The organism is Paenibacillus sp. AGC31 (assembly GCF_057334655.1).
Genome location: NZ_JBHFJH010000030.1, coordinates 286,173 through 311,075 on the forward strand (window position 1 = coordinate 286,173; position 24,903 = coordinate 311,075).

Below are 24,903 nucleotides of genomic sequence, written 5' to 3' on the forward strand. Positions count from 1 at the left end.
TATTCATGATGAGGTGAACGTGATGAGAATGGTTTTTCGCTGGTTCGGCGAAGGCAATGATACGGTAACGCTGGATCATATCCGGCAGATTCCGGGTGTTGAAGGTATTGTGTGGGCACTGCACGATGTCCCTGCTGGCGAGGAATGGCCGATGGACAAAATACTCGCTGTCAAAACAGCAGCGGACAAGGCCGGGTTACATCTGGATGTCGTTGAGAGTGTGAACATCCATGAGGATATCAAATTGGGCCTGCCATCAAGGGATAAATATATCGCAAATTATATTAAAACGATGGAGAAACTGGCTCAAGTTGGTGTGAAGGTCATCTGTTACAACTTTATGCCGATCTTCGACTGGCTTCGCACGGATATGCACAAGGAAATGGAGGATGGCTCAACGGCCCTCTTCTATGAGCACAGTAAACTCGCAGATATAGAACCTCTAGAACTCGTTCGACGCATTACGGAAAACTCCGCACTCACCATGCCAGGTTGGGAACCGGAACGATTGCAATATTTAACAGGTCTGTTCGAAGCCTACAAGGATGTAACCGAGGATCATATGTGGGAGCACGCACGTTATTTCCTGCAAGAGATTATGCCTACAGCCGAACGACTGGGGATTCGAATGGCCATCCATCCGGATGACCCACCATGGCCAATCTTTGGATTACCAAAGATTATTACAAGTCAGGAGAATGTTCGGAAATATTTGAATCTTTATGATAGCCCTTACAACAGCGTGACACTATGCAGTGGCTCTTTGGGAGCAAATGCTGATAATGACATTATCGGGATGATACACGAGTTCAAGGATCGGATTCCATTTGCCCACATTCGTAATGTCAAAATCTACGAAAACGGCGACTTTATCGAGACCTCACATCGCAGTCAGGATGGCAGCGTTGATATTGCAGGGGTAGTTGAGGCTTATCACGATATCGGTTATGAAGGGTATGCAAGACCCGACCACGGTCGTCATCTCTGGGGAGAACAGTGCCGACCTGGTTATGGACTCTATGACCGGGCTTTGGGGATCATGTATCTCTGGGGCGTCTGGGATTCCCTGCAAAGGAGGGCAAAAGCATGAGTGAACACCAATATGAACGCTCATCTCGTCTCAATGGCAGAACAGCTGTAATCACCGGAGGTGCTGGAGTACTGTGCCGCTCCATGGCGGAAGAACTCGCTCGGCACGGCGCAAGTGTAGCCATCCTGAATCGTACCGTGTCCAAGGCGCAGGAAGTTCTAGCTGCGATTGAAGCTGCAGGTGGCAGAGCGATTGCTATTGCCTGTGACGTAACCCAGGCTGATAGTGTGCAAGCAGCGGCAGATGCGGTGCTGGAACAGCTCGGACCATGTGATATTCTGATCAATGGCGCAGGTGGCAATAACGCCAGTGCCAACACCACAAATGAAATTTTCAGATTGGAAGATCTGGAAAAGAGCGATGTCACTACATTTTTCGATGTAAGTGTAGAGGGATTTCGTCAAGTGATGGATCTGAATTTTGTCGGTTCCCTCATTCCTACTCAGATCTTTGCAAGACATATGATTGAACGTGATGTTCCGGCGACTGTCATCAATATTTCTTCCATGAGCGCCCCATCGCCCATGACCAAAGTTCCAGCGTACAGCGCTGCGAAGGCAGCCATTAACAACTTCACGCAGTGGCTCGCGGTGCATCTGGCTGAATCCGGTATTCGTGTCAATGCCATTGCACCCGGGTTCTTCCTGACTGAGCAAAACCGTAACTTATTACTGCAACCAGACGGCTCACCTACGGAGCGTTCAAGTAAAATTATTGCTCATACACCCATGCGCCGCTTTGGCAAACCGGAAGACCTGCTTGGCACATTGATGTGGCTTGCGGATGAAAGACAATCCGGCTTTGTCACTGGCACAGTCATTCCGGTAGATGGCGGATTTATGGCCTATTCTGGTGTATAACGATTAACGTGTAAATGAATCAGTTCAACTAATATAGAGAATTTATATAGACCGAAGCCTGGGATACTTACCCAGGTTTCGGTTTTTTGCGTTCAAGCATAAGAACATCCAGCGTAGGAAAAGCTTGTTATAGTAACTATGCAAAGTGAAATAAAGGAAGGTGAACCATAAATGATGGAAGAAACATGGGTTGTCACCGTTCGGTCGATTATCGCCTTTATAACCTTGATCATCTATACAAGGGTACTGGGCAAACAACAGATGGGTAACTTGACGTATTTTGATTACATTAACGGGATCACCATCGGTTCCATCGCAGGAACATTTGCGACGGAGTTATCCTCTAAAGCATGGATTCATTTTGTCGCCTTGACCATTTTCACAGTCATTACAATCATCTTTCAGTTCATGACGATGAAAAATCGAACCCTCTCCAAACTGATGGATTCCGATCCTACTCTGGTCATTCAGAACGGCAAAATTTTGGAACAGAATCTGCATAAAATGCGTGTGAAATTCGACGAACTGACCGTAATGTTGCGGCAAAAGGATGTATTTGATATCACTACACTTGACTATGCAATCATGGAACCCGATGGCAGTCTCTCCGTAGTGTTAAAACCTGAGAATCAACCTCTTACGGCTAAAGATATGCATATGCATCCCCCGAAAAGCAAGCTGATGACCGAACTGATCATTGATGGTGTTCTGATCAAACAGAACCTGTCTGAGAGAAATAAAGATATCCAGTGGCTTACCGAACAACTAAAGAAGCAGAAAGTGACGATTCAGGATATTGCATTTGCTGCCATTCTACCCAATGACAAATTGTACATTGATCTATTCGATGATCATTTTAAAGAAAAAACAGATATGGGTGACTATGAAGGACCATTCTAAATGTTCACATAGCAGGAGGTGGTTGAATGAAAACACGTTTCTGGTTGCTATATGTACTTCCGATCTTTTTGATCTTGTTATTCGTAGCAATCATGGCCAGCGGATCGTTTCTCAAAAAGCCCTTTGGTACCGAAGATCGCTTGCTCGAATCGGTGCAAACGCTGGAAAAGCACGTGGAGAGCAAACAGTGGACGGCAGCCAAGTCACAGATCGAATATGCGATGCAGGCTTGGGAACGAGTCGTAGACCGGATTCAGTTCAGTGTGGAGCGTGAAACGATATATGATATTCTGGGCACCCTTGCTAGGATCAAGGGCGGCGTTGCGGCAGAGGATGATAAAGCGATTATGGAGGAAATCTATTACTTCTACGTGTTATGGGACAACTTGGGGGATTGATTGGCCGCATCAAAAAGCACCTCCTTTGTCGAAAAAGGAAGTGCCTTTTAGCGTTCTAGCCGTTACGCTCTTCTTACTCGGCGAGCTCTTGGTGCACGCGAAGTGCCTTCTTTGCGGAAAAAGAGAGTGAGTGCTCTGTTCGCACACCACAGTGCAAACAAAGCAAACAGCGTGCCCCAGAACAGCGCGGGAAGGAATGTCTGCTGAGCGAGATTCGCTGCATCCCCTGCCCGTGAAGGCTGGGTCCAGGACATCAATCCAACGTATACAGCACTAACAACAGATTCTTCTAACGTAAGAAACGCCAGTAACAGATAATAGAACTTCACGATCTTGGCGCCAAAAATCATAATGACAACGTTCAGAACGATGAACCCGGTCAGCCATAACATGCCGAACTCCCCTCTTACATATAACAGGAGTGACACCAGAGCTACAGCTGTCATGATCCCCAGTCCCCACATATGCAAGCCTTTGCGGTATAAGTAGAACAACAGCCAGGCAAACAGTGATGCACTGATATATCCCGCCAGAGAAACAAGAATTGATCTGCCTGGCGTCAGCATGGACGAATACGTTACACCGCTGTGATCAGCGTACAATTCAATTCGCAGCACTTTACCGGACAATAACAGCGTCATTAATGCATGACCGAATTCGTGAATCATCGTATCCAGATTACGGAACAAGGACGAGAATGGGATGAATCGTGTAAGAAAGACGGAGCCTAGTAGAAAAAGTATCGTTTTGACCCACTTATTCAATCGTGTCATACCTCCTTTTCCTTTAAGTAAACAAGTCTATCTTTTATACTACGCTTTTTTCACTCGATTCGTTTCGGCTTCCGAACTGTAAGGCGCAGTGCTCCATCCACCAGCAGAAGCTCCGATTGTGTCCAATGAAAAAAGAAGACAGATCATAGCGGCCCTTTTCGGCCTCTAGTGTAACGAGCAGTCGATTCCGCATCCGACTAAGCGCGTAGTGCACGAATTGATCCGCAACTTCACTTTGTATCAGAGTAACATAAGCATAAAGGGAATGATCGACAGGTTCATCGAGCGGACTCACCCCTGCACATGAAAATTCTGTCTTGACTCCCGCATTCTGAAGTATGGACAATGCGTTCACAAGCTCGGCATCCACTTCAACGCCATTCCATATCTCCGTTATCTTCGCAGATACTGTATGTTTGTCACGCTCCGTCCAGTTCATCAGCTCCAGCTTGCGCCGTCTCCACAGATGGGCTGGCTGTTCACTTAACAGCACTTCATGTTCTTCATTTGAATTCATCTACTGCTTCCTCCTGTTCTCCTCAATCGGGTCACCTTAAACGAAGCAGAGAGCACATCACTGTGCTCTCTGCTTCGCAAAAAGGCAAAGGAATGGCACTCCATTCCTCAGCATGTTGTATTATTGTACCTTTTTCGGTGACAGGCATCAAATTGGTCTTTTATTATTCGTTCAGCGCCAGTTTCAGTGCCTCCAGATTCTCTCTCATCACGCTAATGTAGTCCATTCCCGCCGCCATTTCTTCCTCGGTGAGTCCCTCAATCGGGTTTAATACAGCCGTCTTGGCCCCCACTTCACTTGCAATCGTCTCAGACACTTTGGATGAAACCAATGTTTCGAAGAAAATCGTCTTCACCTGATGCTCTTTCGCAAAATCAATAACGGATGCCATCTGTGCTGCCGAAGGTTCCTGCTCAGGGGATAGCCCGGCAATAGGTACCTGCTGCAGGTCATATTCTTTCGCCAGATAACCAAATGCAGCGTGTTGTGTGATGAAATCCTTGCGTTTGCTATCTGTCACAGCCACCTTGAAGTCCTGATCCAGTAACTCCAGTTGAGCAATGTAAGCATCTGCATTCTGTTTGAACTGTTCAGCATGTTCCGGGGCAGCCTGCGCCAAACCTGCTTCAATATTGCGTACTTCTTTTACAGCCAATGCAGGTGACAGCCATACGTGGGGATCCAGTCCCCCGTGATCGTGATCATGTCCTGCTTCTGCCTCGGCGTCATGATCGTGGACGTGTTCTTCTGTAGTCGCTTCATCTGCATGATCGTGGTCGTGATCATGTTCTTCTGTAGTCGCTTCATTTCCATGGTCATGATCGTGTTCATGTTCTGTTACCTCTGAATCTTCATGATGGTGAGCATGCTCTTCACCTTCCAGCAGGTTGATGCCCTTGCTTGCTTCCACCTGAATGAGTGAAGTGTTACTCAGACTTCCGGTGACCTGATCCATCCATGATTCCATGCCCGCACCGTTGTATACAAGCACATCTGCTTTTTCAATGCTGGCAATATCTTGTGGTGTGGGCTCCCAATCATGAGGCTCCATTCCTGCTGGAACGAGCGTATGTACATCCGCTAGGTCGCCTGCTACATTTTTAGTGAATTCATACATGGGGTAGAAACTAACCTGCACGTTTAATTTTGTGGTTTCCGTCTCGGCTGGAACGGGAGCGCCCGTCGGAGCTGCGCTGGTATCGGAAGCGGATTTCTGTCCGCAACCTGCGACGATAAGGGTCAGACTGAATAAAAGTCCGAGCGCTGTTTTTTTACTGAATTTCATGTGATGTATTCCTCCTTGAATGGATAACTATCGTTGCTCGTTGTTCTTGTTGATTTCTCTCTTTACGGTGACGCTTGCGGTTATATCGTGCAATCAGCTTTTGCGCTGATATTCCAGTCAATAGGATGACCAACAGGATGAGTGCAATTGTTCCTCCCGGTGGTGTATTTAGATGATAAGATGCGGTGAGTCCGCTAAAAATACCGATTAATCCTGTAATTACCGCGACAATAATCGCTGCTGTAAAACTGCGAGACACTCTCAGTGCCAAGGCAGCAGGTAATACAATGAGAGCAGACACCAGCAACACACCGACGATCGGCATGGCTGAAGCTACAGTCATTCCTGTCAGAATGGCAAATGCAAACGATAAACCTTTTACCTGAACGCCTCCAATGGAAGCTGTCTCTTCATCAAACGTGAAGCTATAGAGCGGTCTTCGGAGAATGATGAAAAAAAGCAAACCAATGACACATACCCCTGCCATCATCCACAACTGCATATCGCTAACCGCGACAATTGATCCAAATAAGTATGAGCTGAAGGTTTTGGACAGATTCGTCTTCAGACTCATCAATACCACTGCAAGGGCTAGCCCCGAAGTCATGATGATCGCCACAGGTACCTCGCTGTAGGTTCGGTAACTTCGCCGTAGTTGTTCAACCAGTAATGCACCGATAATTGCAATGGCGAATCCGCAGATCACCGGATTAAGATTCATGACCGAACCGAGCGCAACCCCTGCGAGTGAGACATGGGATAACGTGTCTGCCATTAGGACCTGCCGCCTGAGCATCAGATAGACCCCGAGAATTGGAGCGATGACTCCAATCAGTCCACCTGCCCAGAAGGCACGTTGCATGAATTCGTATTCAAACACTGCCATTCCTCACTTTCTTGCCGCTCCAGGGTAATGGTACGGTCCAATCGATCTCCCATTTCTTCCAGCCCGTGAGTAACCATAATAATCGTTAATCCATGAACATCCGCATAATGGCGCATCAGATCGTAGAAGCCCTCTCGGCTGCGTCGGTCCATTCCCGTTGTCGGCTCATCAAGTACCAGAACCTGCGGTTGCCCAGCCATGGCTCTGGCAATACAGATCCGCTGTTTCTGTCCACCGGACAGCTCACCAACACGTGTATTCCGATATTCCCACATGCCGACCTCACGCAAACTGCGTTCAACGATGGCATCCTGTTCCGATGTAAATCTGCGAAAAAGTCCCAGTCTGGTATAACATCCGGATCGGACCAGTTCGTTCACCGTGCTGGGAAATCCACTATTAAACGATGCCACCTGCTGGGGCACATAACCGATATTGGATGTGTTCCCACGTTTCAACTGCGGACTCATATGTATCGTGCCACTCCAGGGCTTCAACAGCCCCAGCAGCAGCTTTAACAGGGTTGTTTTGGCAGAACCATTAGGGCCAGTAATGCCTATGAACTCTCCCACGTGGATATCCAGCGATAGTTGATCAATGACCGGCTCTTTGCCATATCCGAATACAACATCACGCATGGAAGATAGTATCATGCGACTCCCTCTTTTCGTAAATATTACGATTTAAAATGAGCAAAAAAATTTAGCGTGTTTCCCGGTGAATCGTCATCTTCTTCAAACGTGGGGAGTACTTCTTCATCTCCAGTCTCTCTGGATGGTTACGTTTGTTCTTGGTTGTTGTATAGTTGCGGTCCCCACACTCGGTGCAGGCTAAAGTTACAATGACTCTCATGGTTGTTGCCTCCTCTTATTTAATCGTAATTATTACTATTAATGATATTAGTCTATGCTTTTTCGTTTGTCAACTCCATATCTGCTAAAGTAAAATTTTGTATGCACAATATAATTTCATATGATATACTGCTTTGGTATCATTATACTTTACCTACGGAGGAACTAGATGAAGATCAAAAAATCAACTTTTATTGGGTCATTGGTAGCATGCAGTTTGGCTTTCGGTGCCCTGGGTGTAGCAGCTTCAAACGGAATTCAAGATATTGAAGCAGCACTCGACAGCAATATTAGCTTTAAAGTAAACGGTCTGTCTTGGACACCCAAGAATGAAGCTGGAGACAAACTGAATGCACTGGTATATGACGGTGATGTATACTTGCCTGTAAATACCACAGCAGAAGCACTCGGAGCCAACGTATCTCTGAATGTTAGCAACAAAGTTGTAAGTATCACTAATTCAGGTAACAGTAAGTCTAGTAGTTCAAGTAATAACAGCAGTACAGGTACCAAAGGTTCTGAAGATTCAAGTAAACCAAGTAGTTCAAGTAACTCAAGCACTTCTGGCTCAATCAAGATGACTGGAACTGACGCTCAGATGATAGTCAAATTGCAGAAAGAATCTTTAACATTGATCAAAATGTATGGTAAAGCACTTAAAACAGGTAGCACTAGTGAATTTGATAAATACATAGATGCTAAAGTTATTGAAAATCCCGAGATCGACATTTTTGATCTGGGTAAGCAATCCCAGAAAGATAAATTTAAGACTACAGTCAAAGGTATCATTGCAGCAAATGATAAAAAAACGCTGACTAAATATGCAGATCAGTTAATTAATGTGAAATCAGCTGATTTTAAAGTGATTGCAATGGATGATAAAACCAAAACAAGACACAGTTACAAAGCCATTTATTATCCACAAGGATGGACGGGTTCCTATGGAGTGTACCTTACCTTTGTGTTTAGTCCGCAAAAAAGTGGCAACGGTGATTTTTATCTTGGCGATTTGTACTTTAGCTAAAGTCATTAATGCAATATAATCATTGATCTTCAGGGGCACTATTGCACTTGAAGATCTTTTCTTTTCACTTCAACTCCACGCTGGAAAAGGATCTTTCAGTTCACGCCAGTTCATCCGCATCTCCTCATCCGTAAGAAGGGTCTCATCCAATATACGTTCAATCTCTGCCCGGTCCATGTCAATGCCGATAAATACCAATTTCGTCACCCGATCGCCCCACTCATCATCCCAATCCGGTATGCTTGGCAATTTATCACCAAAGTGAAGTTGTCTTTCCTCCTCACTCATCGCACCTACCCATATTCCTGCTGGCGCAAGCTGCTTGGATGTACCTGCATGACTGAAAGAAATCGCCATATGGTTTCTTGTCGCCAGCCACATCAGACCTTTGGATCGCACGATGCTATCTGGATATTTCGCAATCCAACGCAGCAACCGTTCCGGGTGGAATGGACGTTTACGATGATAGACAAATGAATGAATTCCATATTCTTCAGTCTCCGGGGTATGTTCCTCTTTCATTAATTCGCGGATCCAACCCGCGGACTGGCTTGCTTTTTCAAAATTAAAACGTCCCGTATTCAATATCTCTCTCGGATCAATCTGCCCATGTGTTGTTCGAATAAGCTTGGCTTCCGGTTGCATGGCGTGCAGGGCCTTCTCAAGCTTTGTCAGTTCTTCCTCTGACACCAGATCACATTTATTCAGAATCAGTACATCACAGAATTCCACCTGATCCGTCAGCAGATGAACGATTCCGCGAACATCGTCTTCCCCCGCTTGCTGTCCACGGTCCTTCAATGTTTCTTTGGAATAAAAGTCACGCCAGAACTGAGCAGCATCGACTACCGTAACCATCGTGTCGAGTCGGGTGAATTTCGTCAAATCAATGCCAAGTTCCTCGTCGATATACGTAAACGTCTGCGCAACAGGTACCGGCTCACCAATACCCGTCGATTCAATCAATATGTAGTCAAAAGAACCATCCAGCGCCAGCCGCTCGACTTCTTTCAACAGATCCTCCCGTAACGTGCAGCAGATGCAACCATTAGACATCTCTACCAACTTCTCATCAATGCGCGATAATCCTCCACCATCTCGTATTAAGCCTGCATCAATATTAACCTCACTGAGATCATTGACGATGACAGCAACCCGCATCCCCTCGCGATTATGAAGCACATGATTGAGAAGTGTCGTCTTGCCTGCACCCAAATATCCACTAAGTACGGTTACTGGAACCCGTTGTTGAACCTGTTGATCTAACATTTCTGCTTCCTCCACTCTGCTTAAGTTGGATTGACTAATCTTCTTTATGAGCCTATGAGAGAGAAAAAATAGGCTTCCTTTCCTTAATCGTAATAATTACTATTAAGGACGATCAATCCGAACTATACCGCAGTTTTCTTTGGGTTGTCAACTCTAATATGATGAAGAATCTTGATTAATCGTAAAAATGATGATTAGAACATAGGAATGATGTATGTTGCTGCACGTACAAGCATATATTTTAGCAAAGTCCTAGTTGTGGAGGTCTGTTTCATGAAAATGGCAGCCAATTTGAAGCTCCTGTCCTTCCTGATCCCTTGTGCATTTCTTGTTCCCGTGTTGATCACAATGGCTCCAGACCTGAAGGAAGCATGGAACAGTGAAGCTTTGCAAAATATGAAAACCGTATTCATAGGTATTTTCCTTGAAGCCGCACCTTTTCTGCTCATGGGTGTGTTATTGTCCTCGCTCATGCAGTGGTTCGTATCCGAAGAAATGGTCCGCAGACTTACACCCAAGAATCCGATCGGCGGTGTACTTGTCGCAGGGCTGCTCGGTATTATTTTTCCCATCTGTGAATGTGGCATGATCCCGGTAGTAAGACGGTTAATGCACAAAGGCATGCCTGCCTATATCGCAGTGACATTCATCTTGAGTGGTCCCGTAGTCAATCCCATCGTATTTACCGCAACCTTGCTCGCCTTTCCCTCCCATCCTGAGATTACCATTGCCCGAATGGGACTGGCCTTTGCTGTAGCAGCTTCCATAGGGATGCTTGTGTATGTGTTTGTTCGTCGAAATCCTCTTCGGATGCCAAAAGTCGCAGTGACAGAAGTTAAGACACATCCTGGTTTTAAAATGGCGCAACCTCACGTGCACGCAAATGCACATGATCATAACCATGTAAAAAACTGGCGCAGCTTCTTCATTCATGCCGGAGATGAATTTGTCGATATGAGCAAATATCTGGTGATCGGTGCCCTGATTACAACCTGCATTCAGACATTCATTAGCCGCAGCGATCTGATCTCACTTGGCAATGGTCCTGTCGCCTCCTATGTGTTCATGATGGGATTTGCTTATGTATTGTCTCTCTGCTCCACTTCAGATGCTTTTGTGGCTTCTGCGTTCTCACATACGTTTGCACTGGGGCCGCTGGTATCCTTCCTTGTGCTTGGTCCAATGCTGGATTTCAAAAGCACGCTCATGCTGCTCTCCACCTTCCGTACCCGGTTTGTTATTGGTCTAAGTCTAGCCATTATTACGCTCGTCTTCGCTGGCTCATGGTTGATTAACCTGCTGGTCTAAAGGTTGAGCAACATACTTCATGACCTGAATGGTTAATCCCATGAACTTTCATCCTGACTATAAATAGAGATGAGGTGATGATATGAATCACACGGTCTATACGATGACCAAACCTCCCGTTCCAAGATCACACATCATTCAATGGCATAACCTGATTCGTGCGGGCTGGATCGGCGGGGTGGCAGTGTACATTATTCACTTGAATTCAAGTGATTCGCTTCATTATTATTTGGCGCCTACCATGCAAAAACTGCTGTTATGCTGCCCTGTTCCCTTATCGTTTATTGCCGTTATCATGGCATGGCATGGACTGTTCGGCAGAAACGAGGTTCATTGCGACTGTGAACATCCACCTCCTTCCGGTTTCCTACGCAGCTCGTTGGTATATGGTCTGATTGCTATCCCCTTGTTGCTGGGGTTTCTGTTACCTGATCGGGCGCTCGGCAGCTCCATGGCTAGCCAGAAAGGCATGTCTCTCACTTATGCCCCTCCCGAGATTCGTCGCAAAGAGCCTTTACCTGATCCGGCAACACAATTGAATGTACAAGATCTTACACAACAATCAACGACCGTTCATCCTGCATCGGCTACCAAAGTACAATTCATTCCCCCAGACGAGTATAGCCGCGAATTCGCTGAACTGGCAGAGAAGTTGTATGCAGAACAGGTCATCAGAGTCTATCCTGAGATCTTCTCTGAAACACTCGGCACGATCGATATGTTCCAGCGACAATTTGCAGGCAAAGATATCTCGTTAACCGGGTTCGTTTATCGGGACAAAAACATGGATCATGAATCACATTTTGCACTGGGACGGTTTCTCGTCATGTGTTGCCCCGCGGATGCGGCTCCCTTTGGCGTGATGATTCACATCCCAGAAGCGGATAGCTTCCCTACAGACAGCTGGGTGCAGATTGATGGCAGCATAGGCTCTGCACAGGTGAACGGTAAGGATACGATTGAGATTCGGGCCACAAAGGTGACACCTGTATCCGAGCCATCCACGCCTTATATTTATACCAATGCGGACTCGGTGATGGCGTATGAGAAAATAAAGAGCCCGTAGGTGCAAGTAGTAGTAGTAACTACTTGAACCTCAACGACAAAAAGCCCCAAAGCAATGGATTACATCGCTTTGGGGCTTTCATGTTCAGTCAGACATGAGATTACATCTCGTCTGCTCTGATTGTATTATTCCGTTACGATATCATGAACCAATACAGGAGCATCGGCATGATCCGCAATTGTAATGTTTTCTTTGATCTTCGCGATGACGTCTGCTACGTCTTCACGATTGGCATGAATCGTTACGAGGGACTCACCAGCTTTGACTGGGTCACCGACTTTTTTGTTCAACATCAGACCAACCGCGAGATCGATCTCGGACTCTTTTGTTGCACGGCCTGCGCCAAGCAGCATTGCTGCAGTTCCGATTTCGTCAGCGACGATTCCTGCAACATAGCCGTCTTTGTCTGCTGGGACTTCAACCAGATATTGTGCTTGTGGCAAACGATCTGGATGATCTACAACCGAAGCGTCTCCGCCTTGGTTTGCCAGGAAATCTTTGAATTTCTCCAGGGCTTTACCGTTCTGGATCACTTCTTTCAATTTCTCCTCAGCGTGCTCCAAGGAATCTGCCTTACCAGCAAGGAATACCATTTGACGTCCAAGAGCCAGACACAGTTCTTCCAGATCTTTTGGACCTTTACCTTGCAGGGTGAGGATGGCTTCTTTCACTTCAAGCGCGTTACCAATCGCCAGACCCAGTGGTTGGGACATATCGGAGATAACAGCCATCGTTTTACGGCCAACATTGTTACCGATGCTTACCATGGCATGTGCCAATTCTTTAGCATCTTCCGTTGTTTTCATGAATGCACCAGCACCCGTTTTAACATCCAATACGATTGCATCAGCACCTGCTGCAATTTTCTTACTCATGATGGAGCTGGCGATCAGTGGAATGGAGTTAACGGTAGCTGTTACGTCACGCAGGGCATAGAGCTTTTTGTCTGCAGGCGTCAAGTTACCACTTTGTCCGATAACTGCAACCTTATGTTCGTTTACGAGACGAATGAACTCTTCTTTTTCAAGCTCTACGTGGAAACCAGCAACGGATTCCAGCTTGTCTGTTGTACCACCCGTGTGACCAAGTCCACGTCCGGACATTTTGGCAACAGGTACATCAAGGGCAGCAACAAGCGGAGCGAGTACCAGTGTTGTTGTATCGCCCACTCCTCCTGTGGAGTGCTTGTCTACTTTGATGCCTTCGATAGCGGACAGGTCGATTGTTTCACCGGAATTCACCATCGACATCGTCAGATCAGCGCGTTCCTTGTCTGTCATATCTTTGAAGAATACCGCCATCGCCCATGCGCTGACTTGATAGTCCGGGATCTCTCCTTGTGTGTATCCTTGAACAACAAAATCAATCTCAGCTGTTGTCAGTTCTTTTCCGTCGCGTTTCTTAGCAATAATGTCTACCATTCTCATGATGATCTCTCCTCGGGTAAATGATTTGTATAGAACACTTTGTACTGGGACCGTTACGGCTCCGGATCGTTCTTTTGATCGCTGTTGTCTCCAAGTTTTTTTGATCCATTTTGCAATGGGAAAACTCGGAGACAAAGGCGAACGCTTTGCTTCTTCAGAATCGATTCCGGGTCCTTCACTCCGTGCTTAAAACAAAAGTTTCGATCCAAATCAAATGATTATGAATAACAATTACAGTGTGATTGCTGTGTCCAGGGCAACTACCATCATGTCATTGAACGTTTTTTGACGTTCTTCGGCAGATGTTTCTTCGCCTGTCAGCAAGTGGTCACTTACCGTCAGGATGGTCAGTGCGTTAACACCAAACTTGGCAGCGATGGTGTACAGTGCTGTTGTTTCCATCTCTACGCCGAGTACGCCGTGTTTCATCAACTTCTCGGTAACGGAACGGTCATCGCGGTAGAAAGAATCGGAGCTGAACACGTTACCGACATGAATCTTCATACCTTTAGCTGTTGCACGGTCATATGCTTCTTTCAGCAGGGAGAACGTAGCGATTGGTGAGAAGTCATATCCACCAAACACGTGTTTGTTCATGCTGGAATCTGTACATGCTGCTTGTGCAAGGATGACATCACGTACACGTACATGCTCCTGCATACCGCCACAAGTACCCACACGAATCAGGTTTTTTACGCCATATTCGCTGATCAATTCGTTAGCATAGATTGCGAAGGACGGAATACCCATTCCTGAACCTTGCACCGAAATCCGGTGTCCTTGATATGTACCTGTGTAACCGAGCATTCCACGAACTTCGTTGTAACATACAACATCTTCAAGGTACGTATCTGCGATATATTTAGCGCGCAAAGGGTCTCCTGGCAAAAGGATCGTTTCTGCGATATCTCCGGGTTTTGCTCCAATATGTGTACTCATGAATGAATCTCCTCCAGTTATATGTTTATCTCTATTACGATGAAAGGAACCGGAGCAGCCTCAACTACTCCGACATCCCTAATCCATTTTTGAAAGAAAACTTAAATCCCTAAAGTTTCGGTTACCTAAAATTAACTTATTTCAAATCCTTCAGGAAGCTGGTACCATATTCCGGCATTTTCACTCCAAAGTTCTCAGCTACGGTTGCGCCAAGGTCAGCAAATGTGCTGCGCAGATCAAGCTTTTTGCCCTCGCTGAAGCGCGGTGAGTAGGCAAGAAGTGGTACATATTCACGTGTATGGTCTGTACCTCGGTATGTTGGATCGTTACCATGGTCAGCTGTAATCAGCAGCAGATCATCATTGGTCATTTTGCCAAAAATCTCTGGCAGCCGTGCATCATAGTCTTCAAGTGCCTGAGCATAACCTTGTGGATCACGACGATGACCGTACAGGGCATCAAAATCAACCAGGTTCAGGAAGCTCAGTCCAGTGAACTCTTCATCCATCGTTTCGGACAATTTGTCCATGCCATCCATGTTAGAGACGGTACGAACAGCCTTGGTTACACCTTCGCCGTCATAGATATCTGCGATTTTACCCAAAGCAATCACATCAAATCCACCATCTTGCAGTTCATTCATAACCGTACGACCAAAAGGTTTGAGTGCATAGTCATGACGATTCGCAGTACGTTTCCAGTTACCCGCTTCACCTACAAATGGTCGTGCAATAATGCGGCCGAGCATGTACGGATCTTCAAGTGTAATTTCACGGCAGAACTCACAGATCTCATATAGTTCTTTCAGTGGAACAACGTCTTCATGTGCTGCAATTTGCAGAACCGAATCCGCGGATGTGTACACGATGAGCGCGCCAGTTTCAACATGCTCTGCACCCAGCTCATCCAGAATTTCCGTGCCGCTGGCCGGTTTGTTACCAATTACTTTGCGGCCCGTTTTCTCTTCAATGCGCTGAATCAACTCATCGGGAAAACCATTCTCGAACACACGGAAAGGGGTATCAATGTAAAGACCCATCAGCTCCCAGTGACCTGTCATTGTGTCTTTGCCTCTGGATGCTTCCTGCATCTTGGTGTAATACGCTTTAGGTGCTTCCGCTACAGGGACACCCTCGATTTCTTTGATGTTGGACAGTCCGAGACTAGCCATATGAGGCATTTTCAGACCTCCGCGTTCACGTGCAATGTGACCGAAGGTATCGACATCAAAATCATCAAATTCTGCTGCATCCGGCGCTTCGCCGATCCCTACAGAATCCATAACAATCAGATGTACTCTTTTGAATGTTGACATAACTTAAGCACTCCTTCCAAATAATCCAGCTTACAAGAACAGTCCAGTAATGATCGCTGACAGCACGCTGACAAGCGAAGCACCGTAAAGCAGTTTCAGACCGAAGCGGGCGACCACATTACCTTGCTTCTCATGGAGTCCCTTCACCGCACCAGCAATGATACCGATGGAGGAGAAGTTGGCGAACGACACGAGGAAGACAGATACGATACCCGTTGTTCTGGCAGACATTGCAGTTTCCTTCAAATTAAGCATAGCTACGAATTCGTTGGATACCATTTTGGTTGCCATAATACTTCCTGCCTGAATCGCTTCTTTCCATGGAACACCCATGATGAAGGCAAATGGTGCAAACACATAACCAAGTAGCTCTTGGAACGAAATGCCAAGCACAGCGCTGAAAATTCCGTTAACAAGTGCAATCAAGGCAACAAAACCGATTAACATCGCAGCTACGATGATAGCAACTTTGAATCCATCCAGGATGTATTCGCCAAGCATTTCGAAGAAGGACTGTTTTTCCTCTTCCTGTACTTCCAATATATCTTCTTCCTCTGTAACCTCATAAGGATTCACAATCGAAGCAATGATAAAACCGCCAAACAGGTTTAGTACAAGAGCTGTAACCACATATTTCGGCTCGATCATGGTCATATAAGCACCAACAATCGACATCGATACCGTGGACATCGCCGAAGCACACAAGGTGTACAGCCGATGTTTTGGCAACAACCCAATTTGTTTTTTCACAGAAATGAACACTTCAGATTGCCCCAATACAGCCGAAGCAACCGCGTTATATGATTCCAGTCTGCCCATTCCGTTGATTTTGCTTAATACCAGACCAATATATTTTATAACAAAAGGCAAGATTCGGATATACTGCAATATACCGATAAGGGCGGAGATGACAACAATCGGCATCAATACGCTGAGGAAGAACGGTGCCCCCCCGCTTTCGGCACCTACGGTAGTCAAACCCCCAAATACAAATGCGATACCTTCATTCGCATAGTCGAGTAAACTTTTAAATACGGTCGCGAAACCGCCAATTAAAAAAGTACCCACTCCTGTATTCAACAGAGCATAAGCTAGTATAACTTGCAAAACAATCATGATAGCCAGCGGCCGGTAACGAATCTGCTTTTTGCCGTTGCTTGCGATATAAGCCAGTCCAAAAACAACGAGTAAACCAAGAAGGGCAATTAGAAATTTCATTTGATTTCTCCTTTGAAGGTAGTTAAGCCGGATGTGAAAATTCAGCTCAAAGGGTTCTTAAGCATTTTTATCAGTAATCTTTCAGAAAACTTATGAAGCGCTTACAATAAGTTCCGTTAATTAAAATATAAGTGTAAGTTGTATTCCCTGTACCTGAGTCGAACGCCCAAGTACAGAGAATATAACATTACTTTTATTTATTAAGCTTTTTCTAAGATGCTTTTGCTTAATAAGAAGATGTAGACTGACCACCTTGCATAATCTTAACGCCAGAACTTGCACCGATCCGAGTCGCACCCGCTTCGATCATTTTCTGCATATCTTCCAGGCTACGTACGCCACCGGAAGCTTTAACGCCAACATCAGGACCTACAGTACGACGCATCAAAGCGATATCTTCTGGCGTTGCTCCACCTGTGGAGAAACCTGTAGAAGTTTTAACAAAATCAGCTCCAGCTCGCACAGCTGCCTGACAAGCACGTACTTTCTCTTCATCCGTCAACAGACAAGTTTCAATAATAACTTTCACCAAAGCTTTACCCGCAGCCGCTTCAACAACAGCACGAATATCTTGTTCAACGAAATCATCTTTGCCATCTTTCAAAGCACTGATGTTGATGACCATATCGACTTCAGTTGCACCTTTAGCAATCGCATCTTTCGTTTCGAAAGCTTTTGTCTCCGATGTAGATGCTCCCAGAGGGAAACCAATAACGGTGCAGATATCTACGCCAGAACCCTGCAACTGCTCAGCAGCATAAGCAACCCAGCCTGGGTTAACACATACGGAAGCAAACTGATATTGCTTTGCTTCTTCGGTTAACTTGGCCATTTCACTTTGCGTTGCGTCCGCACGAAGCAACGTATGGTCGATCATTTTAGCTAATTGTGGTGTAGTCAATTGAATCTCTCCCTTATCTGAACTAGTTATTTTCTATACCCTTACACTAACATGAACATATGTAAAAATCAACTTGAACTTTTGTTCACAGTTACACTTGTATTTCTTCTTCGTTATATTTTCTTCCTAAAAAAGCAAAACATCCGCCCTTTTTGCGTGGCAGATGTTGTCATCCATACATTTGAAATTAAAATCGAAGTAATGCCTGCGCTGTGTACTGGTCCGTGACCAGAATATTTGCGTAATGGCCTTTGAGCGCGGCGTGAATGGCTTCAATTTTGCGTTGTCCCCCGGCAACAAGAATTGATTTTTCCTTATTTCTCAACTCGGCTAGATCAATTCCAACGGTTCTGCTGTTAATCTCTTCACTGATCAACTGACCTTCCGCGTCGAAAAAACGTGAACAAATGTCACCTGCACCGGAGTTCATCAGCAATTGTTGCTCTTCTTCATTGAAGTAACCGAGCCTGAACAGTAATGCATCTTCCTTCACAGTACCCACGGTAAACAAAGCAATGTTGGCCTGCCTGCCAAGTTCCACGATTCTGCCGATATGCCGATCCGCTTCCACCATGTTTTTCACTTCAATGTTGTCGAAAATAACAGGCAGCGGCAAATACCTTGGTACCGTATGGAATGCCTCAGCGAACAAATGAACAATCTCAGCGGCATACGTATTGACATGGGAGTGGCTTACGCCCCCCTTCAATTGCACGACTTCGACACCTTTAACCTGTTTGGGACGAAGTTGGCGTGCTACAGCATGCATGGTTGTTCCCCAAGTCACCCCGATGATATCTGCATCCTGAACCGTCTCTTGAAGGTAGTCTGCTGCTCGTTTGCTGATATGCTTCTGTATTTCCTCATCACTCTTCAACGGGGCAAAACACACAAGTGCCGTATCCAGATCATATTTCGACTTAAGTTCTCCGGCAATGATGTCGATATCCTCCAGCGGGTCCATAATTTCAATCCGGACGTATCCACGATCTTTGGCGTACTGAAGTAACCTTGACACCGTTGGACGCGACACGCCCAACCTTGCGGCAATATCCTGCTGGCTATAATCGGACTGATAATACAATTTCGCTGCTTCAATGCTTAATCGTTGCTTCTCCAGGTCCATTCCCATGTGCGCTCATCTCACTCATCCTATTGTCTTTGGAAAATAAATACTCGTCCTATATATTATACATGGATTGAGTATCTGGTCACCATAAAGCATCCAGTTCAGTATCATGATCGATCCATTCATATCCCTTTCTGACGTATAAAACGGGGGAAACGATGCATACTACTGCGGTCGCTTCATCATTGCCAAGATTGCTTCACCCCATTAATCGCACAGAGAGGAAGAACTACATGTCTACCTTATTGTATATTACTGCCCATCCTCACGATCATGAAACCTCTTTCAGCATGGCTACAGGCAAAGCATTTATTGACGCGTATCGTGAAAATCACCCGTCTGATGAGGTTGTTCACCTCGATCTGTATCGTTCGGATATTCCGCATATCGATGCGGATGTCTTCAGTGGATGGGGAAAACTGCAATCGGGTAGTGACCTGACTGCCGAAGAGCAGACCAAAGTAAGTCGTTTGAATGAACTGTCGGATCAATTTGCCGCAGCAGATAAATATGTTTTTGTAACTCCGATGTGGAACTTCTCGTTCCCTCCTATTCTGAAGGCTTATGTGGACTCGATCTGCGTAGCTGGCAAAACATTTCGTTATACCGAACAAGGTCCTGTCGGACTGTTGTCTGACAAAAAAGCGTTGCATATTCAGGCTCGCGGTGGCATTTATTCCGAAGGTCCGGCTGCCCAGATGGAATCCGGTCATCGTTACTTAAGCATTATCATGTCATTCCTCGGTGTGCCGAAGCTTGATGGCATTTTTGTTGAGGGGCATAATCAATATAAAGATCGTGCAGATGAGATCAAGCAACAAGCTATCGAGCAGGCAACTACTTTGGCAAAACAGTTTTAGTGAGGTAGTAGTTCAAAAAGTAGAATAACAATCAAAGCAAAAACAAAACCCGCGTGCGACCTAGGGGATAAAATCCCAGGAAACACGCGGGTTTTCAATGTATAATCAACCTAGAGCTTATTGATGTCCAGCGCTGGCACGGCTCATGGTTTCAAGTTTACGTGTGATTGCATGACGGTCTACTTTCAATCCCCAGATCATTTCAATAATCTGCTCTTTCTCCTCAGGACTGTCCGCATGCTTCAATTGCATTAACAGATCATGCATTTGTTCATTAATGCCTTCAAATTGAATCCATAGATCCTGTCTTACCTCTTTGGAATCCAGATGATGATTCGCATCGACTTCTTCCTTCAATGCTTGCAGAATAGCATCTTTCCATTCGTCATCACCTAGCTGTTTCGCAATGTTCAGGAGATCCAGATAATCGTCAACAAGAAGTGAGTTCAATTCAGCATGTGTTTTCATCGTTTATTGCATCCCCTTTTCGTCTATTTACCAAGTATTATACTCGGTATTTCAGGTTATGCAATAGTTGTCGAGAAAAATAGTGGATTGTTCAGTTTCATGTCATGTTTTGACGAATGGATAATCTCCGTTTAAGACTTGAGTTGTTGCAATAATTGCACACGGTAGGCTTCACTTTCAAGCGATTGAATTTCCTTATATTCTTCAGCAGTTAACACTTTGGGTTCTCCCGCTGCCTTGGCGATCATATATACTTTCGCGCTTTCTTCCACCACCTGGGTGCGGTAATAGGCTTCGCGGAGGTTTTTACCGGTCGTAACCAATCCGTGATTGACAAGAATGAGTGCCGTATGTTCGTCTACCTTTGCTGAGACTGCATCGGCAAGTAGTTTCGTCGTTGGCAGAACGTATGGAACAAATCCGATATCGCCCACCAAGGCGGACTGATCAGGGAACAAGTGTGGCAATTCATCGAAAACAAGACTAAGTGCGATCGTATATGCCGGATGCGTATGCACAATGGCTTGGATATCAGGATTCACACGATAACTATACAGATGCATTAATACTTCGGAAGACGGACGTGTTGATCCCGCACGAGTCTCTCCTGTCTCGATATCAATGGCGATCCATTCGTCCGGTTCCAGATCTTCAAGTGCATATCCGCTCGGAGACAACAACATCGTTCCCCCAGAGCGTGCGCTCAGATTCCCACCGGGTCCGACCACGAGCCCTTGGGCAACTGCTCTACGTGCATACTTCGTCAACTCTTCCCTTATTTGCTGTTCAGACATATTCCTAACCACTCCTCTTACTTTTCTTTTTAGCATTTTGCGTCAATGCTCATTGCATTGAATCTATTTATTACCTTTTGATTTGATTCAGACTTTGGTAGTTTTCATAAGCTTCCTGCCACAGCTCTGTATCCTCAGGCTCATAGGTCTCGGGGGAAAAGGAAGCAGCCATGACCTCCCGTACCTCGGCCAAGCTACTCACTTCTCCATGCGCAAGGAATTGCAGCATGCAATTCCCGGCTGAAGTCGCCTCTGCCGGGCCTGCCACCACCGGGACACCGGCTGCATTGGCTGTAAACTGGCACAATAGGCGATTATGTACACCACCACCAACCATATGAATGACACGAGGTCTTGCACCTGTAACCAACTGCAGTTCATCCAGCGTCTGCCTGAATTCCAGTGCAAGACTTTCCAGAATGCAGCGCACAATCGCTCCAGTCGTTTCGGGGACAGTCTGTCCGGTGAGACTGCATTGTTGGCGTATGCGTTCAGCCATATTCCCTGGCGCCAAATACACGCCATCTCCCGGCGATACATAACTTTGATGCGGCGTTGCCAAGGTAGCTAGCTGAATCAGTTCTTCATGTGTAAAAAGTTGATTCTCCCGCTCCCATTGCCGTTTGCATTCTTGTAGCAGCCACAGGCCTGAACGATTTTTCAGGGTGCGTACTTTCTCACGTACCGTCCCTTCATTGGTGAATCCTAATGCACGACTTCGGTCATCCAATACAGGTGTATCACGCTCCACCCCCATAAGTGACCAGGTACCACAGCTGATAAAAGCAAAATCCGAATCCATCGCAGGAATCGCTGCCAAGGCAGATGCCGTATCGTGTGAGCCCACAGAGACTACCTGCATCGGTCCAGTCCGTAACTCGGCGCACAACTCATTTGTTAAATTGCCCAGCACGGTACACGGTTGAACGAGCTTTGGAAATAATGTTTCCGGTATACCGAGACGCCCGATCAGATGGTAATTCCAACGCGCCTCGCCTGCATGCAACAGCCCACTGGTACTTGCAATCGTATACTCACAAGCCTGCTGACCAGATAGATAATAGTGAAATAAATCCGGCATAAATAACATGCGCACATCCGGACGCAAACCTTCGGCCTGCTCTCGTACACTGCCTAGCAGTTGAAATACTGTATTGATCTGCTGCGGCAAAACGCCGGACATGGCATACAGTTCTTCTTCTTTCACCATGTGCAGAACTTCTTCCATCCACTCTGCGTTGCGTGCTTCCCGATAGTGACGTGGGTTCGAGCACAACCTTCCGGCACCATCCACCAGTCCATAGTCCACTCCCCACGTATCCACTGCTATAGAACGGACCGATGGAGAGATGCCTTGCGTCCCTTTCACAATGCCTTGTTTTAATTCATGAAAAAGTCGCAAGAAATCCCAATACAATCCGTCCCCCAGCTGCACGGGTTCATTGTTGAATCGATGCACTTCTTGTAACGAGAGTCTGCTTCCATCAAAAGAACCCCGGACTACGCGTCCACTACCGGCGCCGTAATCGGCAGCAAGCACATGTGTTGCTTGATTGCCCATTCTTTCAAGCCTCCTTAACTCTACGCGATAAGCCGTATTCGAGTTCTGAACACAGCTTTCAAGAGAACGCCAGGTTACCTCATCTCACAAGGAACATGGCGTTTGACAGGAATGGAACTTTATTTTAACGATACAACGGGCCAAACACACTGCAAGCACGGTAGTCTGCACTCTCCGGCTCACTTGTGCCGAACAATCCCCATGCACGCGGACGGAAAATTTCCGTTTCAGGTACATTATGCATATTTACCGGAATGCGAAGCATGGAAGCGAGTGTAATCAGATCTGCACCAATATGTCCGTATGAGATGGACCCATGGTTCGCTCCCCATTGATTCATGACCTCGTATACGGAAGTAAACGCTCCCGATCCGGTTAGAACAGGTGCAAACCAGGTGGATGGCCAGGTTGGGTCTGTCCGCCGATCCAGCGTATCATGTACATCTTCAGGCAGATCGACCGTGTAACCCTGAGCAATTTGCAGCACCGGACCCAGTCCTTTGACCAGATTCAGACGTGTCATCGTTACAGGCATACCGCCTTTGGTCAAGAAATCCGCTGAATAGCCGCCCCCGCGGAAATACTCTACGGATGCCGGTCTCCACGATGTTGCTTTCAGGCAGTCCTGAACTTCCTCATCTGTAATTTCCCAGAAAGGCTTGAGCACAGGCTTGCCATCTCTGGACTGTTGTCCGGTGCCATCCAGGGCCGCGGAACCCGAGTTAATCAGATGCAGAATACCGTCCTTCGCGTTTCCTTCCAACTGGTGCCCTGTTACACGCTGTACCGAATCCGGACTCCAATACGTGCGCACATCAGCGAAGATCTGTGCCGTATGCGTGAGTAACGAGCCAAATAACATGGACACACCGTTCAAACTATCATTCTCCGTTGCAACGAGATAAGGCGCACGTTTGCCATTCCAGTCAAAGGAAGAATTGAGTATCGACTCTAGAAAATCTCCGTTAGGTGAATGGTCCGTCCATTGCCGTTGTCCCTGAAAGCCGGATACAATCGCGTGGTGACCCATCGATTCCTCTGTAAAACCAAGCTCTGCCAATCTTGGATTGCCAGCCATCAAGTCACGCACGATTTGGGTCATTTTCACAACGGTTTCCCATTCGTACTCTTTGCGTTTGCGATCCGTTTGCAGATGGGCAGCATTGTTGTCCGGACCTTCACTACAATTTTCCTTCACCCAGGCCAGTGCGAGCTTATACTCCTCAGGATCGTAGATTTCTTCTTCGATACGACGAGTGAGTTCGCTCATATCCACATATTCGTTGCGCATGCCCAGATATTCCTGAAAAAATGAATCGTTCACAATTGAGCCTGCAATCCCCATGGATACCGATCCAATGGACAGATAGGCTTGCCCTTTCAAGGTCGCGGCTGCAAGACCCGCACGGCTGAACCGGAGCAATTTCTCACGCACGTCATCGGGAATTGTTGTATCCCCTCCGTCCTGAACATCCTCTCCATAGATCCCAAAGGCCGGAATCCCCTTCTGTGCATGGGCAGAGAGAACTGCAGCCAGATATACAGCACCCGGACGTTCAGTTCCGTTAAAACCCCAGATAGCAGTAGGAATGGATGGCGACATATCCATCGTTTCCGTACCATAACACCAGCATGGTGTCACGGTGATCGTTACGCCCACGTTGGAACGGCTGAATAGTTCTGATGCTGCGGCCGCTTCGGCCACTCCGCCAATACAGGTCTCGGCCACAACACATTCCACCGCGGACCCGTCAGGATAACGCAATTCGGCTGCAAGCAGTTCCGCAACAGATGTCGCCATCCGCATCGTTTGTTCTTCCAGTGACTCCCGAACGCCTTTGCGTCTTCCATCAATCGTGGGACGAATACCAATCTTGGGAAAAGCCTGTTTATAACGATAATCCTGATGTGTCATACTGGAATGTCCTCCTTCAATTCGTTTCATAGAATTTGGGTTGAATCGAGAAACCTTCTGTCTGATCCATGTGCGTTGATTGGAATGAGATAATGACGGAGATACAACCGATACCCGAGTTGCACACAAGAGTTGCATACACAGATTAT

Annotated in this window: 25 protein-coding genes; 8 read left to right on the forward strand and 17 right to left on the reverse strand. The window is 46.4% G+C overall.

All coding sequences use genetic code 11. The annotated features are described in order from the left end of the window. The first annotated feature begins 22 nt into the window (after positions 1 to 22). The 4 genes from uxuA (at position 23) to ACE04G_RS18445 (ending at position 3,248) form a co-directional block, all read left to right on the forward strand. Positions 23 to 1,090, forward strand: a complete 1,068-nt coding sequence (uxuA, locus tag ACE04G_RS18430; RefSeq protein WP_017688206.1) for a mannonate dehydratase — start codon at positions 23 to 25, stop codon at positions 1,088 to 1,090. Further along, positions 1,087 to 1,950, forward strand: coding sequence for an SDR family oxidoreductase (locus tag ACE04G_RS18435; RefSeq protein ID WP_221821504.1), 864 nt, complete (start codon positions 1,087 to 1,089; stop codon positions 1,948 to 1,950). The genes uxuA and ACE04G_RS18435 overlap by 4 nt, the downstream gene beginning before the upstream one ends. 171 nt (positions 1,951 to 2,121) lie before the next feature. Next, a complete protein-coding gene (locus ACE04G_RS18440; protein WP_221821505.1) occupies positions 2,122 to 2,850 on the forward strand; it encodes a DUF421 domain-containing protein in 729 nt (242 codons plus the stop codon). Between the two features lie 26 nt (positions 2,851 to 2,876). Beyond that, positions 2,877 to 3,248, forward strand: coding sequence for a DUF4363 family protein (locus ACE04G_RS18445; RefSeq protein ID WP_339297017.1), 372 nt, complete (start codon positions 2,877 to 2,879; stop codon positions 3,246 to 3,248). Between the two features lie 62 nt (positions 3,249 to 3,310). On the opposite strand, the gene ACE04G_RS18450 is transcribed toward ACE04G_RS18445, so the two are convergent. From ACE04G_RS18450 to rpmG, 6 genes are all read right to left on the reverse strand, one after another. Next, positions 3,311 to 4,012: a M50 family metallopeptidase gene (locus ACE04G_RS18450; RefSeq protein ID WP_221821507.1), complete on the reverse strand. Its 702-nt coding sequence runs from the start codon at positions 4,010 to 4,012 to the stop codon at positions 3,311 to 3,313. Positions 4,013 to 4,055: 43 nt separating this feature from the next. Next, a complete protein-coding gene (locus tag ACE04G_RS18455) occupies positions 4,056 to 4,538 on the reverse strand; it encodes a hypothetical protein (RefSeq protein WP_221821508.1) in 483 nt (160 codons plus the stop codon). A 163-nt stretch (positions 4,539 to 4,701) separates the two neighbouring features. After that, the gene (locus ACE04G_RS18460) at positions 4,702 to 5,823 is read right to left on the reverse strand and encodes a metal ABC transporter substrate-binding protein (protein ID WP_449004908.1); all 1,122 of its coding nucleotides are present in this window, start codon (positions 5,821 to 5,823) and stop codon (positions 4,702 to 4,704) included. After that, positions 5,810 to 6,709, reverse strand: coding sequence for a metal ABC transporter permease (locus tag ACE04G_RS18465; RefSeq protein WP_221821510.1), 900 nt, complete (start codon positions 6,707 to 6,709; stop codon positions 5,810 to 5,812). The genes ACE04G_RS18460 and ACE04G_RS18465 overlap by 14 nt, the downstream gene beginning before the upstream one ends. Continuing rightward, entirely contained in the window at positions 6,655 to 7,362 is a 708-nt protein-coding gene (locus ACE04G_RS18470; RefSeq protein ID WP_221821511.1) for a metal ABC transporter ATP-binding protein, read from the reverse strand. Before ACE04G_RS18470 ends, ACE04G_RS18465 begins: the two co-directional genes overlap by 55 nt. Positions 7,363 to 7,411: 49 nt before the next feature. Beyond that, the gene (gene rpmG, locus ACE04G_RS18475) at positions 7,412 to 7,561 is read right to left on the reverse strand and encodes a 50S ribosomal protein L33 (RefSeq protein ID WP_036613813.1); all 150 of its coding nucleotides are present in this window, start codon (positions 7,559 to 7,561) and stop codon (positions 7,412 to 7,414) included. Positions 7,562 to 7,729: 168 nt separating this feature from the next. Between rpmG and ACE04G_RS18480 the strand changes: the two genes are divergently transcribed. After that, positions 7,730 to 8,584: a stalk domain-containing protein gene (locus tag ACE04G_RS18480; protein ID WP_076250410.1), complete on the forward strand. Its 855-nt coding sequence runs from the start codon at positions 7,730 to 7,732 to the stop codon at positions 8,582 to 8,584. 69 nt (positions 8,585 to 8,653) lie between these two features. Here the strand turns inward: ACE04G_RS18480 and ACE04G_RS18485 are convergent, their stop codons facing one another. After that, the gene (locus ACE04G_RS18485; protein ID WP_449004907.1) at positions 8,654 to 9,853 is read right to left on the reverse strand and encodes a GTP-binding protein; all 1,200 of its coding nucleotides are present in this window, start codon (positions 9,851 to 9,853) and stop codon (positions 8,654 to 8,656) included. 273 nt (positions 9,854 to 10,126) lie between these two features. Here ACE04G_RS18485 and ACE04G_RS18490 point away from each other — a divergent pair, with 273 nt between their 5' ends. Then, positions 10,127 to 11,161, forward strand: a complete 1,035-nt coding sequence (locus ACE04G_RS18490; protein ID WP_449004906.1) for a permease — start codon at positions 10,127 to 10,129, stop codon at positions 11,159 to 11,161. Between the two features lie 82 nt (positions 11,162 to 11,243). Next, on the forward strand, positions 11,244 to 12,227 hold the full coding sequence (locus tag ACE04G_RS18495) for a TIGR03943 family putative permease subunit (RefSeq protein ID WP_449004905.1): 984 nt from the start codon (positions 11,244 to 11,246) through the stop codon (positions 12,225 to 12,227). 125 nt (positions 12,228 to 12,352) lie between these two features. On the opposite strand, the gene ACE04G_RS18500 is transcribed toward ACE04G_RS18495, so the two are convergent. The 6 genes from ACE04G_RS18500 to deoR all read right to left on the reverse strand — a co-directional run bounded on the left by ACE04G_RS18500 (position 12,353) and on the right by deoR (position 19,153). Then, a complete protein-coding gene (locus tag ACE04G_RS18500; protein ID WP_036613808.1) occupies positions 12,353 to 13,654 on the reverse strand; it encodes a pyrimidine-nucleoside phosphorylase in 1,302 nt (433 codons plus the stop codon). 231 nt (positions 13,655 to 13,885) lie between these two features. After that, complete coding sequence (deoD, locus tag ACE04G_RS18505) at positions 13,886 to 14,593, reverse strand: purine-nucleoside phosphorylase (RefSeq protein WP_017688193.1); 708 nt, start codon at positions 14,591 to 14,593, stop codon at positions 13,886 to 13,888. Between the two features lie 136 nt (positions 14,594 to 14,729). Continuing rightward, positions 14,730 to 15,908 carry a phosphopentomutase gene (gene deoB / locus ACE04G_RS18510; protein WP_405117672.1) on the reverse strand — a complete coding sequence of 393 codons (1,179 nt, stop codon included), beginning with the start codon at positions 15,906 to 15,908 and terminating at the stop codon, positions 14,730 to 14,732. Between the two features lie 30 nt (positions 15,909 to 15,938). After that, positions 15,939 to 17,126 (reverse strand): NupC/NupG family nucleoside CNT transporter, encoded by a 1,188-nt coding sequence (locus ACE04G_RS18515; protein ID WP_237174948.1) that lies wholly within the window; start codon positions 17,124 to 17,126, stop codon positions 15,939 to 15,941. Between the two features lie 226 nt (positions 17,127 to 17,352). Beyond that, entirely contained in the window at positions 17,353 to 18,003 is a 651-nt protein-coding gene (gene deoC / locus ACE04G_RS18520; RefSeq protein ID WP_076215422.1) for a deoxyribose-phosphate aldolase, read from the reverse strand. Positions 18,004 to 18,214: 211 nt separating this feature from the next. Continuing rightward, complete coding sequence (deoR, locus tag ACE04G_RS18525) at positions 18,215 to 19,153, reverse strand: DNA-binding transcriptional repressor DeoR (protein ID WP_062836066.1); 939 nt, start codon at positions 19,151 to 19,153, stop codon at positions 18,215 to 18,217. A gap of 236 nt (positions 19,154 to 19,389) precedes the next feature. On the opposite strand from deoR, the gene ACE04G_RS18530 reads away from it, so the two are divergent. Further along, positions 19,390 to 20,016 (forward strand): FMN-dependent NADH-azoreductase, encoded by a 627-nt coding sequence (locus tag ACE04G_RS18530; protein WP_449004903.1) that lies wholly within the window; start codon positions 19,390 to 19,392, stop codon positions 20,014 to 20,016. A 117-nt stretch (positions 20,017 to 20,133) separates the two neighbouring features. On the opposite strand, the gene ACE04G_RS18535 is transcribed toward ACE04G_RS18530, so the two are convergent. From ACE04G_RS18535 to ACE04G_RS18550, 4 genes are all read right to left on the reverse strand, one after another. Next, a complete protein-coding gene (locus ACE04G_RS18535; protein WP_036613800.1) occupies positions 20,134 to 20,484 on the reverse strand; it encodes a hypothetical protein in 351 nt (116 codons plus the stop codon). Between the two features lie 131 nt (positions 20,485 to 20,615). Next, positions 20,616 to 21,278: a class II aldolase/adducin family protein gene (locus ACE04G_RS18540; RefSeq protein ID WP_339176984.1), complete on the reverse strand. Its 663-nt coding sequence runs from the start codon at positions 21,276 to 21,278 to the stop codon at positions 20,616 to 20,618. Positions 21,279 to 21,348: 70 nt separating this feature from the next. Continuing rightward, entirely contained in the window at positions 21,349 to 22,839 is a 1,491-nt protein-coding gene (locus ACE04G_RS18545; RefSeq protein ID WP_449004902.1) for a rhamnulokinase, read from the reverse strand. 124 nt (positions 22,840 to 22,963) lie between these two features. Then, positions 22,964 to 24,754 carry an L-fucose isomerase gene (locus ACE04G_RS18550; RefSeq protein WP_449004937.1) on the reverse strand — a complete coding sequence of 597 codons (1,791 nt, stop codon included), beginning with the start codon at positions 24,752 to 24,754 and terminating at the stop codon, positions 22,964 to 22,966. Positions 24,755 to 24,903: the final 149 nt, after the last annotated feature.